Raw genomic sequence first — 13,869 nt, 5'->3', positions numbered from 1 at the left:
ATTATTTTTTTACTAGGTATGATTCAGCGCAATAATTTTTCTTATATTAAGATAACTTTTATTAAGAAAACTTTCACTACGCTTGCTCGACTATCGTGAAACAAGACTAATAACTATACACTTGACCAAAAGTAATATGTGTTAACACTGTAAAGTTTATTGTCCATTCTCTATTCTTATTCTTTTTATGATACGATTCAACCCGTAATCCTATTTCAGAGTGAGGAGAATAATCTTGGTTTTACGTGTTGCTGTCGTTGGTTCAGGTCCAGCCGGATCTTCTGCTGCCGAGACATTGGTAAAAGCTGGCATCGAAACTTATTTGTTTGAACGTAATCTAAACTATGTTAAGCCTTGTGGAGGAGCTATTCCTCTATGTATGGTTGATGAATTTGAGCTTCCACCTGAAATCATTGATAGAAAGGTGCGAAAGATGAAAATGATATCTCCATCAAATATCGAAGTTGATCTAAATTTAGATAATAAAGACGAATACATCGGGATGTGTCGTAGAGAAATTCTTGACGGTTTTATGCGCGATAGAGCTGTTAAATTAGGAACTACTTTAATTAACGGTACAGTGTATCAATTAGATACTCCTAAAAACACTAAAGATCCTTATACTATTCATTATGCTGATCATTCAAATGGTCAAGCCTTAGGAGAAAAGAAAACTCTTCAAGTTGATTTAGTAATAGGAGCGGATGGAGCAAATTCTCGTATTGCTAAATTTATTGATGCGGGAGATTATAACTACGCTATTGCCTTTCAAGAACGTATCCGTCTGCCAAAAGATAAAATGAATCGTTATGAAGACTTAGCAGAAATGTACGTAGGAAAAGATGTTTCCCCTGATTTTTATGCTTGGATATTTCCAAAGTATGACCATGTAGCCGTGGGAACAGGAACTATGAAGAATAACCAAGCGATGATTAAAAAACTTCAAGCAGGTATTCGTAGTCGTGCATTTTCTAGACTAGAGGGTGGCGAAGTTATAAAAGTTGAAGCACATCCAATTCCTGAGCATCCTCGACCACGTCGCGTCGTTAATCGTGTTGCTTTGGTTGGTGATGCAGCAGGAACTGTTACAAAATCTTCTGGAGAAGGAATTTATTTTGCTGCCAAGTCAGCACGTATGTGTGCTGAAACAATTATTGAAACTAGTAATTCAGGGAGGACTATTCCTACTGAGAATGATCTAAAACTTTATTTACAGCGTTGGGACAAACAATATGGTACAACTTATCTAGTGTTAGATATTTTACAACGTATTTTTTATCGTTCTGATGCATCCCGTGAAGCATTTGTAGAAATGTGTGCCGATAAAAATGTTCAACGAATGACTTTTGATAGTTACTTATATAAAACTGTTGTTCCAATGAATCCTTTAGTGCAAATGAAACTCACTGCTAAAACCATTGGCAGTTTGCTAAGAGGTCATGCTTTAGCTCCTTGATAAATATGAGTAAATATGAGGATAAAAAATTCTCATATTTATTCATATTTCAATATCATAATTTTTTATTCTAATAAGATAAAAGACGCACTTAAAGCAAGAAAATATATGTTTTCAGAAAATTTAATAGCATCGATGCAAGTTTCAGGAACATTGAAAACTTCGGCAAGTCCAATTCTAGTTTTAGAGTTTAGACTCTGTGTCTTTCCTGATTCTATTTTACCTAAGCTTTGAGTATTAATATTTACTTTTTTAGCCATTTCAGATTGTGTTAATTTCAAGAGAATACGGCATCGTTTTACATACATAGCCAAAGTTTCACCATCTTCAGGATACATACTTTTAAAATACTTACTTTTATAAAAAATAGAATACATATATAAATATATACTAGCAACATTTTTGCTCAGATTATTATTGATACTTTCTTTAAATTTATAAACATCTTACTATACGATGCTTCCTGACAGAGTCTTATTGTTTTTTAAAATATTGACTTATATAAATCAATATTTTAAAAACAAATATCCTAAAATAAATAGAGTACTAAGTTAATAATGAAAAGCTACATTTAGAAAACACAATAATAATATTTAAAGTATATATTTAAAACTACAGAGTGTTGTAATTAGTAATGACAACTAGCTTGTTTAATCAAGTTTAATTTTAAGATGCCAGAAGATAAGTATAAATCACAAATCATCTATCAAAAATAGTTGCACATAATATCTCCAAAAGTTAAATATAGTAACTATCTATTGTTAAGATTGCGTATTAAATCTCTATAAAAAAAGTTTTGGTGACCATTTCATTAGTAGGTTATTTATTAAATTTTCTGAAAACATATATTTTCTTGCTTTAAGTGCGTCTTTTATCTTATTAGAATAAAAAATTATGATATTTGTAAAAACTGTTTTATAAATCAAGAATTAGCTATAACTTATAGAAGTGATTATTAATATAGAAAAAGCTTTGTATGACTAATGAGAAACAACGAGAAATTCGAGAAGCTGTTCAAGTAAGACGAAATTTTGCTATCATATCTCACCCTGATGCAGGTAAGACTACTCTTACTGAGAAATTATTACTTTATGGAGGTGCAATACATCAGGCAGGCGCTGTAAAAGCAAGACGAGACCAGCGTAAAGTAACTTCAGATTGGATGGAAATGGAAAAACAGCGTGGTATCTCAATTACCTCTACCGTTTTGCAGTTTCAATATCAAAATTTTCAAATTAATTTACTAGATACTCCTGGACACCAAGACTTTAGTGAAGATACCTATAGAACTCTTGCTGCTGCTGATAATGCTGTAATGCTTATCGATGCTGCAAAAGGATTAGAAACTCAAACAAGAAAACTCTTTGAAGTATGTCGCTTGAGAAAACTTCCTATTTTCACCTTTATAAATAAAATGGATCGTCCTGGACGTGAACCTTTAGAATTATTGGATGAAATTGAGAAGGAATTAGGATTAAAACCATATGCTGTAAATTGGCCAATAGGAATTGGTGATAGTTTTAAAGGAGTTTATGATCGCTCTCAAAAAGTAATAAGTTTATTTAAACGTTCTGCTCATGGAAGCCAACAAGCAGAAGTGACAAGTCTTAAACTAGAAGATGAAGAGTTTAAAAATTATTTAGAGCCAGAAATCTACTCAGAATTTAGAGAAAGCTTAGAAATTCTTGAAGAATTAGGGGATAGTTTTGACTTAGAAAAGATTCATTCAGGAGATATGACTCCTGTTTTCTTTGGATCAGCTATGACCAACTTTGGAGTACAACCATTCTTAGAAGCTTTCTTAAAGTACGCCTTAAAACCTGACGGACGTAACTCATCTATTGGAATAGTTGATCCGACTTATCCAGAGTTTAGTGGGTTTGTCTTTAAATTACAGGCCAATATGGATCCGAAACATCGTGACCGTGTAGCTTTTATAAGAGTTTGTACAGGAAAGTTTCAAAAAGATATGAACGTAAATCATGCGAGGACTGGCAAAACTATTCGCTTGTCTCGTCCTCAAAAATTATTTGCTCAAGATAGATCTTCTGTTGAAGAAGCCTACGGAGGAGATGTTATCGGTTTAAATAATCCAGGAATGTTTGCAATTGGAGACACAATCTATAGTGGACAGAAATTAGAATATGAAGGTATTCCTTGTTTCTCGCCAGAGTTTTTTTCTTATCTAAAAAATCTAAATCCTTCAAAATTTAAGCAATTTCAGAAAGGAATCCATGAATTAAAAGAGGAAGGAGCAATTCAAATTATGCATTCTACTGATAGCTTTAAACGAGATCCTATATTAGCAGCAGTAGGAAAATTGCAATTTGAAGTAGTACAGTTTAGGATTTTGAGTGAGTATGGAGTAGATACGACTATCGAAGCTATGCCTTATACTTTAGCTCGTTGGGTTAAAGATGGATGGAAGGTTTTAGAAAAGATAGATAGAATTTTTAATACTATTACAGTTAAAGATAGTTGGGATAGACCAGTTTTATTGTTTAAGAATGAATGGGCTTTACAGCAAGTCAAAACAGATCATCCAGAGTTAAACCTAAACACTGTTGCCCCTGTTGGATCAGGTTTTCAACCTAGTTAATTTTAAAAAAATGGAAAAACTTTTATGTTTTGAATTTTGTAAAGATAAGTTTATGATAAAGCTAGATGGTTCTAATTATCTCAATAATAAGGTAGTCTTCCCATGAAAGAAAATAAAGCTAAGCTACCCCTTTGGGTCCAAGATCGTAATGCAGTTATAGATTATGATGAAGGAGTCAAGTGGCGAAGTGGTGAAAAACCCGATTATTCTTATACAAATCAGTTTCTAAGAAGCCAAAGTCAGCACAATCATACTCCAGGATCATTAGAGGAGATTACACAAAATTTAGTAAGAACATTTGAAATGGAAGCTTCTCATAAAGAAGATGTTCGCCAATGGCTATCAATTGTTACCGATAAATTTCAAATGAGTAGCAACGGAGGCCCTATATATACTGCAAAAGATGTTGCAGAGAAGGGAACTTACAATCTTTTTATTAAAAAAAGTCAAAAATATGACCCTAATAATTTAAATTCATCAAATGAATTATTTCATAAAGCTTTTAAGAATGGATTTCTCTGGGAAGTAACAGAGGTTTTGTCTGGTCCTCCGAACATTGCTTTTAAATGGAGACATTGGGGTGAGTTTAACGGAACTTATAAAGATTATCAACCTACAGGAAAAACAGTCGAAATTATAGGTATGAGTGTTGCTCAAGTTACGGATGATTTAAAAATTATTTCTGTAGAGCATTACTTTGATAACGATTCCTTTCTTAATAAGTTAACCTCTAACTGTCCATTACATAAGTAACTAAAAAGTTAATATTTTTTATATTTAAACTTTATAGGGACTAGCATAGCTAATCCCTATAAAATATGGCTTTAACAAATCAATATCATAAAGATACAACCAGGTAATTATTTCGGAACTTTGCAGATTTTACTACTTTACCTGTCAAAGAGTTGGGTAAATAAATTTTACGTCTTTGATCTCCGGCTTCAATAGTAAGCTCTGAAACAGACTGGGTCAATTTTACTTGTTTTTTTTCAAAACCAGGTAAAAATATTTTGATTTGACTAGTAGCAGTATCAATATTAATAGATAAAGGAGTACTCGATTTATCTAAGAAGTCTGGCAAGGCTTCTATCAAAGGTTTCCAATTATTTCCAACTTTCTTAGGCAAAGAAAATGACTCTAATTGTCCGAAATCAAAATATTTACCTACAGATAATTCTGAACTTTGATTAATAATTACACCTTTAACAGATAAACCTACTTGATATGCTCCACCCCAAAAATATTTAGCAGTAGCAATTGCTGCTTTATCTTCAGTTGTTATTAAATAAGCAGCAACACGATTGCTATCTTTTAGAGCTACATTACCTTCTTGTAATATATTGTCGCTAGAAACTTTATCAAGATCATCTAAAGTCCATGAAGTATTTAAAATAGTACTAATCAATGGCTGAATAAGTGGTACTAAAGTTTTTCCTAGATCAGATTCAGTAAATATTTGACGAAATCTTTCTAAATACCAATTTAAGATTCCAGGAATACCAAACATTCGTAGTGTATGAAAAGTATTATTACCATCATAGATGATAACGTCATAAGTACCCCCTTCTTGATATTTTCTTAGAGCATTAAGTGCTAGTGCTTCATCCATACCTGGTAGGATTCCCAGTTCTTGTCCATAGATACTCTTAAAAGTCGGAAACTTTAAATATTTAGCCTCTAAATCTTTAAATTCGGTCCAGATTTCTGATAAAAGTTGACTTGATTTTAGATTTACCAATTCAAAATTAGGCTCTATTTCTGTCGGAAAAGATTGTGCAGGCATATTTAATAAAGCATCAAAAGATGGAGTTGAATCTTGGGATACTAACAAGACACGCGATCCAGAAGCAGCTAGTTTTTTTGCTGTAGCTATAGCTACAGTGGAACAACCGCTAGCACTTTTCCCTAAAAAGGTTAAAATTAAAGCCATAAATAGAAGTTATTTTAGTTATTATTCAACAGGTTTAAGCTCTTCACCAAAAAACCAGGTAGTGGTCTTATCAGCAAACTCTACAATTGCACCAATTCCACTTCCATCAGTCATTTTGAAGTTTTTAATGACACCTTCTTTTCCTAGTTTGTTGACAATTTCTCCAGAGACGCGGTCTCTAAGATGAATTACTTTGACTTTTTGACCAATTTCCATATTAAGTATACTGATTGCATTAGTTAATCACTCATAAGTTTAGCTGAATCTGGCCCATCTTCGTGGATAAAATTTTGTTAGCATAGTTGGGAACAATTTGAGAAGAGTACCTGACATTTAGTACATTATGCTATTAATTTCTAGATTTGTAGGTACTGATACCTAATTATGACATCGCTAAAAGCCAGTCTACTCCATATCAGAGATAGTATCTCTAGTAAGATTATTAATAAGCTTGGTAAAGATGTATCGTCAACAAGGCGATACCTAGAGCTAGTACAAATATTGGTAGAACGAAATTTAAAGGGACGCTATCGAGGCTCGTTTTTAGGAGTTTATTGGTCATTATTAAACCCATTAATTATGACGGGATTATATGCAGCAATCTTTGGAACAGCTTTCGGTGAATATTATCAAGATTCTACCTTTAGATATATTCTGGCCGCTTTCACAGGTTTAATTGTTATTAACTTTTTCTCGTCATCTACGAGTCAAGCATTGTCTAGCGTAGTGGGCAATGGAGCACTTTTGAATAAAGTTCATCTTCCTGTAACTGTTTTTCCAGTTGCAATGATTGTAGCTAACATATTTCAATTTATCGTGGGTTCATTACCATTATTAGCTGTTGTTACTTTAATAATGTCCAGGAATCCTATAAATGTATTAGCTCTTTTGTTTCCACTAATAGCTTTAAGTTTAGTATGTACTGGTGTAGGATTTCTGGTCAGTGCACTATATGTATTTTTTCGAGACTTACCCTATTTTTACGAATTGGTTTGTTTTGTACTTTGGATTAGTTCTCCAGTTTTTTACCCAGCAGAGATTGTTCCATCTGCTGTAAAACCTTTTTTATTTTTTAATCCATTAATTCCAATTATTGAAAGTATTCGCCAGATATCACTTTCAGGAGCTTTGCCTGATATGTTGCTGGTCTTACATTCATTTTTGAACGGTATTATTTTATTAGTGCTAGGTTGGATCTATTTTCGCTCCTGGCAAAAAAACTTTATGGATTTGCTTTAGAAAATTAAATGATAGAAGCAATTAGAATCAATCAAGTCTCTCTATGGCGTAGAACTCAAGAGGAATTTTCTTATGATTTAAAGAGAACTATTCTCTCATTTTTAGAAGGAAAATATCGTCAACCGTCAAGAAAATTAATTCTTGATAATATTAATTTAACAGTTAATGTTGGGGAAAAGATTGGTATTATAGGAGCAAATGGTTCAGGTAAATCTACTTTACTTAAAGTTATTACTGGTATTTTAGCTCCTACATCAGGACAGATTCGTGTAAAAGGTAAAATAGCCCCTTTGATTGAACTAGGAGCAGGGCTCGATGGAGAGCTTTCTGTTGCCGATAACATCGTTCTGTATGGTGTGATGCTAGGTTTTTCGCGCCAAGACATGAAAAATCGTGTTGACACAATTTTAGATTTTGCTGACTTAACTGATTATAGATTGGCACCTGTTAAATCTCTTTCCTCCGGAATGACAGCTCGTCTTGGCTTTGCAATCGCCACAGATGTTGAACCAGACATTTTAATTTTAGATGAAGTTTTGTCTGTCGGTGATGAAAATTTTAAGCATAAATGTAAAGAAAGAATGGATAAACTATGGGGACATCATACAACTATTCTAGTTGTCTCTCATAGCTTAGACTTTATTCAGCAATCCTGCGATAAAGCTATATGGATCAATCGAGGAAAAGTTGAATATATAGGAAGTACCGATGAAACTATTCATCAATATTTAGCTTCTGTTTAAATAAAAGATATAGGATTATAGAATATCTATGAAGATTTTAATTACTGGCGGAGCTGGATATATTGGCTCAGTTTTGACTCCAATATTATTGGCAAAAGGCTATGAAGTTACAGTATTGGATAACTTTATGTTTGGACAGAATAGCCTAGCCGATTGTTGTCAATACGATAAGTTTCATGTTGTACGTGGTGATTGTCGTGATGAATCTTTGATAAAAAATTTACTTAAAAATTCTGATGCGATAATTCCTTTAGCTGCCCTAGTTGGAGCACCACTTTGTAATAGAGATAATATTGGTACACGTACTATTAACTATGAAGCAGTTAAATTAATTTGTGATTTAGCTAGTAAACAACAAAGAATTTTAATGCCTGTAACTAATAGTGGCTATGGTATAGGCGAGGCAGGTAAATTTTGTACTGAAGAATCTCCTTTACGTCCGATATCTCTCTATGGTACTACTAAGGTTGATGCGGAAAGATCAGTTTTAGAAAGAGAGAATAGCATTACATTTCGTTTAGCAACTGTTTTTGGTATGTCTCCAAGAATGCGTATGGATTTACTAGTAAACGATTTTGTTTATCGTGCTTTTTATGATCGTGCAGTTGTAATTTTTGAAGGACACTTTAAGCGTAATTATATCCATATTAGAGATGTAGCTAAAGTTTTTGTTCATGGAATTGAAAATTTTGAACATATGAAAGGCAAGCCTTACAATGTAGGTTTAGAAGATGCTAATTTGTCAAAATTAGAATTATGTTTCGAAATTAAAAAATATTTACCAAATTTTACTTATCTAGAAGCTCCAATAGGAGAGGATCCAGACAAAAGAGATTACATTGTTTCTAATAAACGTATTTTAGATACAGGTTTTAGTCCTGATTGGTCTTTAGGAAAAGGGATCAAGGAGCTAATTAAAGGTTATACGATTTTACGCAATAGTATTTATTCCAATATTTAAATATTAAAATCAGATGTTTTTGTTTATTAGAGAAAGAAAAATATATTTTTCTTTCTCTAATTTTTTTTATAACTACTTAGATACATAACGATTAAGTGAAACTAGAAACGTCTTCTTGACATTCATTAACCAAATAACACAATGCACGAAATCTGAGTCTTACTAATTGTTCGTATAAAGGATTTAACTTACACAAAGGAGGAATGTATATGACTTTATGACTAAATAACTTAACATCTTTTTCAAAAGGACATTGGGAAGGTATCATTTTACAAATAAAACGTGCTAGTCTAGGATCCTTAAAATTAAACTCATCTAACCAATTTTTAACAGGTTGTAGGACATTAGGCTTCAAAACACTATTCCTAGAACTTATACTTGCATCCTGAGTATGTAATAAATTTACATTACTAATCTTAAACTCGCACAAAGTATATTTTAAATATTCCAAAGCATCAATTTTTAAACCTAAGGCTCTACTATATTCATTTAATAAATCTGCTTCAATTCTAGAATAAATACCATCAGCAATAGCAACAATTACAGCTGTTCTTAAAAAATTTTCTCCAACATTAGAATTATATCCAAAAGATGTTGATAACTCTTGTATCGTAACTGATTTATCAAAAGACCCATAAGATATTTTATCAAGATGATTAACAGCTAAATTTTGTGTCAAATCTGCAATTATTTTTTTTTCTCGAGGATCATACCGTCCATCACACCAAGCAATAGTCAATAAACCTCTTAACCAGATAGAAATTTGTTCTTTTGTATAAGGAGATTTTACGGAGCTTGTCATAAAAATATTAATATAAAGTTATTGTTTAGCATCTAAGTCTATAACTAGATACTAAATATAATTTTATTGAACAACAACAGGTACTCCTAGGCCCACAAGTCCATATAATTCTTTAACATCTTTGTTTCTCATTCTTACACATCCATGAGAAACAGCTTTTCCCATAGAATGTTCTCCTGAAGTTCCATGAAATCCAACGTATTTGCCATCTTGTCGACTAAAAGCTATCCATCGTTCTCCTAAAGGACTATTGGGACCAGCAGCACTAATCCTTCCATTCCATGGATTTTTCCATTGAGGATTCTCTACCATTTGCATTACAGAAAAATTACCCTTGGGGGTTTCCCATCCTTCTTTACCAATAGCTACTTTATAATTTGCTATAACTTCGCTATTTTGATAAACATAGATATGACGTTCTTTTAGGTTAAGAATAATATGACTAGCCATAAATTCATCTTTTCTAGAGGCAATTACGCTAGTTGAATTTTCAGTTATAGAAGTTAATATTTCAAACTGTTTCTGGATTCTAATATCTTTACCCAACAGTGTTAAACTTTTGCTAGTAAGTATAAAAGTAAGTGCAAACAAAGAAAGAATAGAATTCATTTTTTTAGAGTTCTAGTACAGTGCTATAACTAGATATCTTAGTTAAGAGATGTCGAGTAGCTTATATATCTTATAAGATATTTACAAAAAATTAAATAAAATTAGAAGTCTCTTACTTTATCAAAATAAAATTTAATTATTCATTATATTATCTTCTTTAAAAATCATTCTTTTAATATAATTATATATGTATAAATATTACATACCCTACAACCTAAGAATTCTTAAATATTTTTAGTATCATTATGAATTGGATAAAAGATATTCATAATTAAGATTTAAAATTTTATTTTTTGTAGTAACCAATCAGTAATTAATTCAGGTGCTATTTTCTTACCCCAATAAAAAGCTATGGTTCTGAAGCTAGGCTTAGACAGCCTAGCTATAACTTTTAGTATTTTATTTGCAGAAGGCAATCTAAATTTTTTGTCAACAAAATTTACAGAGCCAACATCATAGAGGCAGTCAATTATCATTTTAATTGTTATTTCTTCTCGTTCCATTAGATTTTCTACTAGAAGAATAACATTCTTTTTTTGCTCTATTTCTAGTTGTTCAGCTTTTGAAAGTTTGGAGATGTATTTATCTTTATCCACTTGCACTATTTTAGTCTTTACGATGAAATATTATTAAATATCAATATCCTTAGATACTATAAACTAGATTCGCTATTTTTAACCAGCTTAATAATAAAGAGATAGAGTTACTATATCTTTAACTTATAGATAAATATTACTTTTATTAGTGTAAAAAATAATATTTAGTATCTTACCTTTTTAATTATAGTTATGTGCTGGTTGTAATAGAGTTCTATAAACTGATTTACTTTTATTCAGTGTTGCGGCTTCTCTCTCTGTTAAAATAGTGAAGTAATTAGCTGTCAAACCAGTTCTTTCGTAATGCTCATACAAAGCTGAATTTTTCATAAACTCTCCTTCCATTTCCCTAGTTATTGATTGAATATCTGATTGTAGAAAAATATATCCATTTTTACTTAAGTTATTACTAACTGTACATACTAAATCAGCTTGCGCCACTCGTCTTTTTTGATGGCTACGCTTAAACCAAGGATCAGGAAATTGAATACTAACACAATTTAATATTCCTGGCTGAAAAGATTGTAATAGCGGCTCAATATGCGTATTGATATTACAAAACAAAAAGTATAAGTTAGACAGTTTAAGACGATTACAGTTTTCATTAGCTTCTATAACTAAGGATTCTCGAATTTCTATTCCTAAAAAATTAATATCTGGGTAAAGAAGGGCCATTTTCAATAAAAACTTACCTCTTGCACATCCTATGTCCAAATGTAGAGGGTTATTCGTATTAATATATATTTCATCCCAGCTGGGTAGAAATATATTTTTTTTATATTTTATGCTTAATGGATTGACGTGTTGACGAATACGTATTCTTGCCAAGGATTATCTCTCTTACTCATAGTCGATAATAACTAATTTATCATAATTAAAATAATTAATTATGATAAATTAGTTATTCTTATAATCAATAGTGTTCTTATAGTTTTTGAGATCTAAATATTAGCTATATAATCATTTTTTAATTCGATACACTCCACCAAGCTAAAGCATATGATTGATGTGGCTTATTAACTTGATTTGTATACTGTACTCGTATTTTGTAGTGATCTGTTTTTGGAATAGTACAAAAAATATGTTCTAAATTATCAACCCGGCTAATAGAAGCACAAACACTTTGAGATATATTATTAGTTTTTGTAGGCATTAAAAAAATATCAAGATTGTTTAATCCGCGATTATTAAAGCTTTCTCCTAAATCATATTTTTGGTTTGCATTCTTATCATTCAGTTCTGTCAAGCGATCCCATACTAGAGTAATAGAGATATAAGTATTGCTATGTAAAGGTTTTGAAATACTATAATCCTGGCTATTATTTTGGGTAACATTACCATAATCCCATCCTATAGGTGGTACAAGATTATTTGGCTTCCACTGTCCAGCACTAAATTGTTGGTAAGCCCGTAAAACGTTGAGCTGCCCTATACCCATTTGTATATCAACAGGAATTTCAGGATTATGATAAGCTTCAGATTGTAACCAACTGTAGTGTGATTTACTTAATATAGTTCTCGTCATATTTAATAAATAGCCATTACCATTATCTTGTAGTTTATCTGCAGAATTTAATAACACAGCCTTACTAACTTCATGACGACGAGAATCTAAACTCCAATTAGATTTTTTATATTTTAATTGGCGATCACCAAATTCTTGTAATAAAGCGATAGATCCAGTAATATGAGGTGCTGCAAAACTAGTCCCACTAACTTTTTGAATAATACCTGAAAGATCGTAAATTGAAACCTTTCCTCCTGGAGCTAATAAATTAATAGCTCTTCTTTTACCAAAGTTAATTTCCTTTTTGATCAAGCTACGTCCAATACCTACAGGAAGAGCACTTAAGTTAGTAAAATCAATTTTTGTATAGACACCTTTTTGTTTAGTTGTATAAGCAGTAGTAATACCATTGTAGTGATCTGTCGGAATAGGAATTCCTCCCTGGCCCTGATTACCAGCAATTACATATAATGTGTCATGTACCCGTGATGACCAATCGATACATTGTGTTAAGAGAGAACTACCATCTAATTTGTAATCTTTATGATGATCTTGTTCCAAAGATTCGCCAAAACTAAAATTAATCGCCCTTAAATCTCCCCCGTTTTGTTGCGCTATATGTTGACTGGTGAGGCATTCTTGAGGCTGACCACTGCCTTTCAAGGCCCCTACGGCTGAAGCATACAACTTTGCATTAGGGGCAACTCCGCGTAGTTTTTTATCTTTACTTATCATTACAGCTGCAACCATTGCAGCATGATTATCTAAATTACTATTTGCTTTAACAGCTTTATTTTGATAATAAATCCCTGCTAATTGAAAATTAGGATTCCAAGCCACAATTTTATCAAAACCAAATCTTCCTGGTCGTCCAATTTCTACCTGCCCGATAGCAATTTTTTGCCCAGTTAAATTATATGGTTTTTTATGTAAATAATCAGCATAAATCCCTAATTTTCTTACTGATTTATTTAGACCCCAGCAAGGTGCAACAACTATGAAAACTGTTGTTAAGCCACTGATAAACCACGCAAAGATTTGCCTCATTTGGATATACTACTTAAGTTTTTAACATATTTATTGTATCTAAGAGTAATCAAATTTTATATATATGTTTATCACTATTCAAGTATCTCAAAATTGTATATCTTTGAAAGAGAAGTACTAAAAAACAATATGTTGCTTAATTATTATATTTCTAGATAAAAGTATAGTCTCAAGCAAATATTAATTTAGAAAACATATTAAATATAATAATGTAAATGTTCAGATACAATTTATACATTTCTCAACTAGTTTTTATCTATGTTATTTTCTTAGCATAACAATTAAGCATTATTTTATTTCAATCAAATAATTTATATGACTAGTCACATAAATTAGTTATATTTCTAATAAGTTAAAATTATTTTCTAAATCAGAACTGT

General features: G+C 31.5%; 14 protein-coding genes. 6 read left to right on the top strand and 8 right to left on the bottom strand.

Features of this window, described 5'->3' with window-relative positions:
• The first annotated feature begins 235 nt into the window (after nt 1–235).
• Nucleotides 236–1,456 carry a geranylgeranyl reductase gene (gene chlP, locus LPC16_RS06170; RefSeq protein ID WP_229637283.1) on the top strand — a complete coding sequence of 407 codons (1,221 nt, stop codon included), beginning with the start codon at nt 236–238 and terminating at the stop codon, nt 1,454–1,456.
• 65 nt (nt 1,457–1,521) lie between these two features.
• On the opposite strand, the gene LPC16_RS06165 is transcribed toward chlP, so the two are convergent.
• Nucleotides 1,522–1,794 (bottom strand): helix-turn-helix domain-containing protein, encoded by a 273-nt coding sequence (locus tag LPC16_RS06165; RefSeq protein WP_229637282.1) that lies wholly within the window; start codon nt 1,792–1,794, stop codon nt 1,522–1,524.
• A gap of 638 nt (nt 1,795–2,432) precedes the next feature.
• Between LPC16_RS06165 and LPC16_RS06160 the strand changes: the two genes are divergently transcribed.
• Both LPC16_RS06160 and LPC16_RS06155 read left to right on the top strand, forming a co-directional pair.
• Nucleotides 2,433–4,055: a peptide chain release factor 3 gene (locus LPC16_RS06160; protein WP_229637281.1), complete on the top strand. Its 1,623-nt coding sequence runs from the start codon at nt 2,433–2,435 to the stop codon at nt 4,053–4,055.
• 102 nt (nt 4,056–4,157) lie between these two features.
• Nucleotides 4,158–4,808 (top strand): SnoaL-like polyketide cyclase, encoded by a 651-nt coding sequence (locus LPC16_RS06155; protein ID WP_229637280.1) that lies wholly within the window; start codon nt 4,158–4,160, stop codon nt 4,806–4,808.
• 85 nt (nt 4,809–4,893) lie between these two features.
• On the opposite strand, the gene LPC16_RS06150 is transcribed toward LPC16_RS06155, so the two are convergent.
• Together LPC16_RS06150 and petP are read right to left on the bottom strand one after the other, a co-directional pair.
• A complete protein-coding gene (locus tag LPC16_RS06150) occupies nt 4,894–5,985 on the bottom strand; it encodes a Get3/ArsA fold putative tail anchor-mediating ATPase NosAFP (protein WP_229637279.1) in 1,092 nt (363 codons plus the stop codon).
• Nucleotides 5,986–6,006: 21 nt separating this feature from the next.
• Entirely contained in the window at nt 6,007–6,201 is a 195-nt protein-coding gene (petP, locus tag LPC16_RS06145) for a cytochrome b6f subunit PetP (protein WP_040054292.1), read from the bottom strand.
• A gap of 168 nt (nt 6,202–6,369) precedes the next feature.
• Between petP and LPC16_RS06140 the strand changes: the two genes are divergently transcribed.
• From LPC16_RS06140 to LPC16_RS06130, 3 genes are read left to right on the top strand one after another with little or no spacing between them, the layout of a single operon-like run.
• A complete protein-coding gene (locus LPC16_RS06140; protein ID WP_229637278.1) occupies nt 6,370–7,224 on the top strand; it encodes an ABC transporter permease in 855 nt (284 codons plus the stop codon).
• 8 nt (nt 7,225–7,232) lie between these two features.
• The gene (locus LPC16_RS06135; protein ID WP_040054293.1) at nt 7,233–7,967 is read left to right on the top strand and encodes an ABC transporter ATP-binding protein; all 735 of its coding nucleotides are present in this window, start codon (nt 7,233–7,235) and stop codon (nt 7,965–7,967) included.
• Between the two features lie 28 nt (nt 7,968–7,995).
• Nucleotides 7,996–8,928 carry an NAD-dependent epimerase/dehydratase family protein gene (locus tag LPC16_RS06130; RefSeq protein WP_040054294.1) on the top strand — a complete coding sequence of 311 codons (933 nt, stop codon included), beginning with the start codon at nt 7,996–7,998 and terminating at the stop codon, nt 8,926–8,928.
• A 91-nt stretch (nt 8,929–9,019) separates the two neighbouring features.
• On the opposite strand, the gene LPC16_RS06125 is transcribed toward LPC16_RS06130, so the two are convergent.
• From LPC16_RS06125 to LPC16_RS06105, 5 genes are all read right to left on the bottom strand, one after another.
• Nucleotides 9,020–9,730 (bottom strand): Mo-dependent nitrogenase C-terminal domain-containing protein, encoded by a 711-nt coding sequence (locus tag LPC16_RS06125; protein WP_229637277.1) that lies wholly within the window; start codon nt 9,728–9,730, stop codon nt 9,020–9,022.
• 63 nt (nt 9,731–9,793) lie between these two features.
• On the bottom strand, nt 9,794–10,339 hold the full coding sequence (locus LPC16_RS06120) for a L,D-transpeptidase (RefSeq protein WP_229637276.1): 546 nt from the start codon (nt 10,337–10,339) through the stop codon (nt 9,794–9,796).
• 278 nt (nt 10,340–10,617) lie between these two features.
• Nucleotides 10,618–10,935 carry a hypothetical protein gene (locus tag LPC16_RS06115; RefSeq protein ID WP_229637275.1) on the bottom strand — a complete coding sequence of 106 codons (318 nt, stop codon included), beginning with the start codon at nt 10,933–10,935 and terminating at the stop codon, nt 10,618–10,620.
• Nucleotides 10,936–11,115: 180 nt separating this feature from the next.
• A complete protein-coding gene (trmB, locus tag LPC16_RS06110; RefSeq protein WP_040054297.1) occupies nt 11,116–11,763 on the bottom strand; it encodes a tRNA (guanosine(46)-N7)-methyltransferase TrmB in 648 nt (215 codons plus the stop codon).
• A gap of 139 nt (nt 11,764–11,902) precedes the next feature.
• Complete coding sequence (locus tag LPC16_RS06105) at nt 11,903–13,489, bottom strand: S8 family serine peptidase (RefSeq protein ID WP_229637274.1); 1,587 nt, start codon at nt 13,487–13,489, stop codon at nt 11,903–11,905.
• Nucleotides 13,490–13,869 lie beyond the last annotated feature (380 nt).

Source organism: cyanobacterium endosymbiont of Braarudosphaera bigelowii, from assembly GCF_020885515.1.
Taxonomy (GTDB): Bacteria; Cyanobacteriota; Cyanobacteriia; order Cyanobacteriales; family Microcystaceae; genus Atelocyanobacterium; species Atelocyanobacterium thalassa_A.
The sequence above is the reverse complement of the archived record's forward strand: the minus strand, read 5'-3'. Positions and strand labels throughout refer to the sequence as shown.

Coding starts and splice junctions, on each gene's coding strand:
- LPC16_RS06165 (WP_229637282.1), bottom strand. CDS start 1,794: ATGTATCCTGAAGATGGTGAAACTTTGGCTATGTATGTAAAACGATGC.
- LPC16_RS06160 (WP_229637281.1), top strand. CDS start 2,433: ATGACTAATGAGAAACAACGAGAAATTCGAGAAGCTGTTCAAGTAAGA.
- LPC16_RS06155 (WP_229637280.1), top strand. CDS start 4,158: ATGAAAGAAAATAAAGCTAAGCTACCCCTTTGGGTCCAAGATCGTAAT.
- LPC16_RS06150 (WP_229637279.1), bottom strand. CDS start 5,985: ATGGCTTTAATTTTAACCTTTTTAGGGAAAAGTGCTAGCGGTTGTTCC.
- petP (WP_040054292.1), bottom strand. CDS start 6,201: ATGGAAATTGGTCAAAAAGTCAAAGTAATTCATCTTAGAGACCGCGTC.
- LPC16_RS06140 (WP_229637278.1), top strand. CDS start 6,370: ATGACATCGCTAAAAGCCAGTCTACTCCATATCAGAGATAGTATCTCT.
- LPC16_RS06135 (WP_040054293.1), top strand. CDS start 7,233: ATGATAGAAGCAATTAGAATCAATCAAGTCTCTCTATGGCGTAGAACT.
- LPC16_RS06130 (WP_040054294.1), top strand. CDS start 7,996: ATGAAGATTTTAATTACTGGCGGAGCTGGATATATTGGCTCAGTTTTG.
- LPC16_RS06125 (WP_229637277.1), bottom strand. CDS start 9,730: ATGACAAGCTCCGTAAAATCTCCTTATACAAAAGAACAAATTTCTATC.
- LPC16_RS06120 (WP_229637276.1), bottom strand. CDS start 10,339: ATGAATTCTATTCTTTCTTTGTTTGCACTTACTTTTATACTTACTAGC.
- LPC16_RS06105 (WP_229637274.1), bottom strand. CDS start 13,489: ATGAGGCAAATCTTTGCGTGGTTTATCAGTGGCTTAACAACAGTTTTC.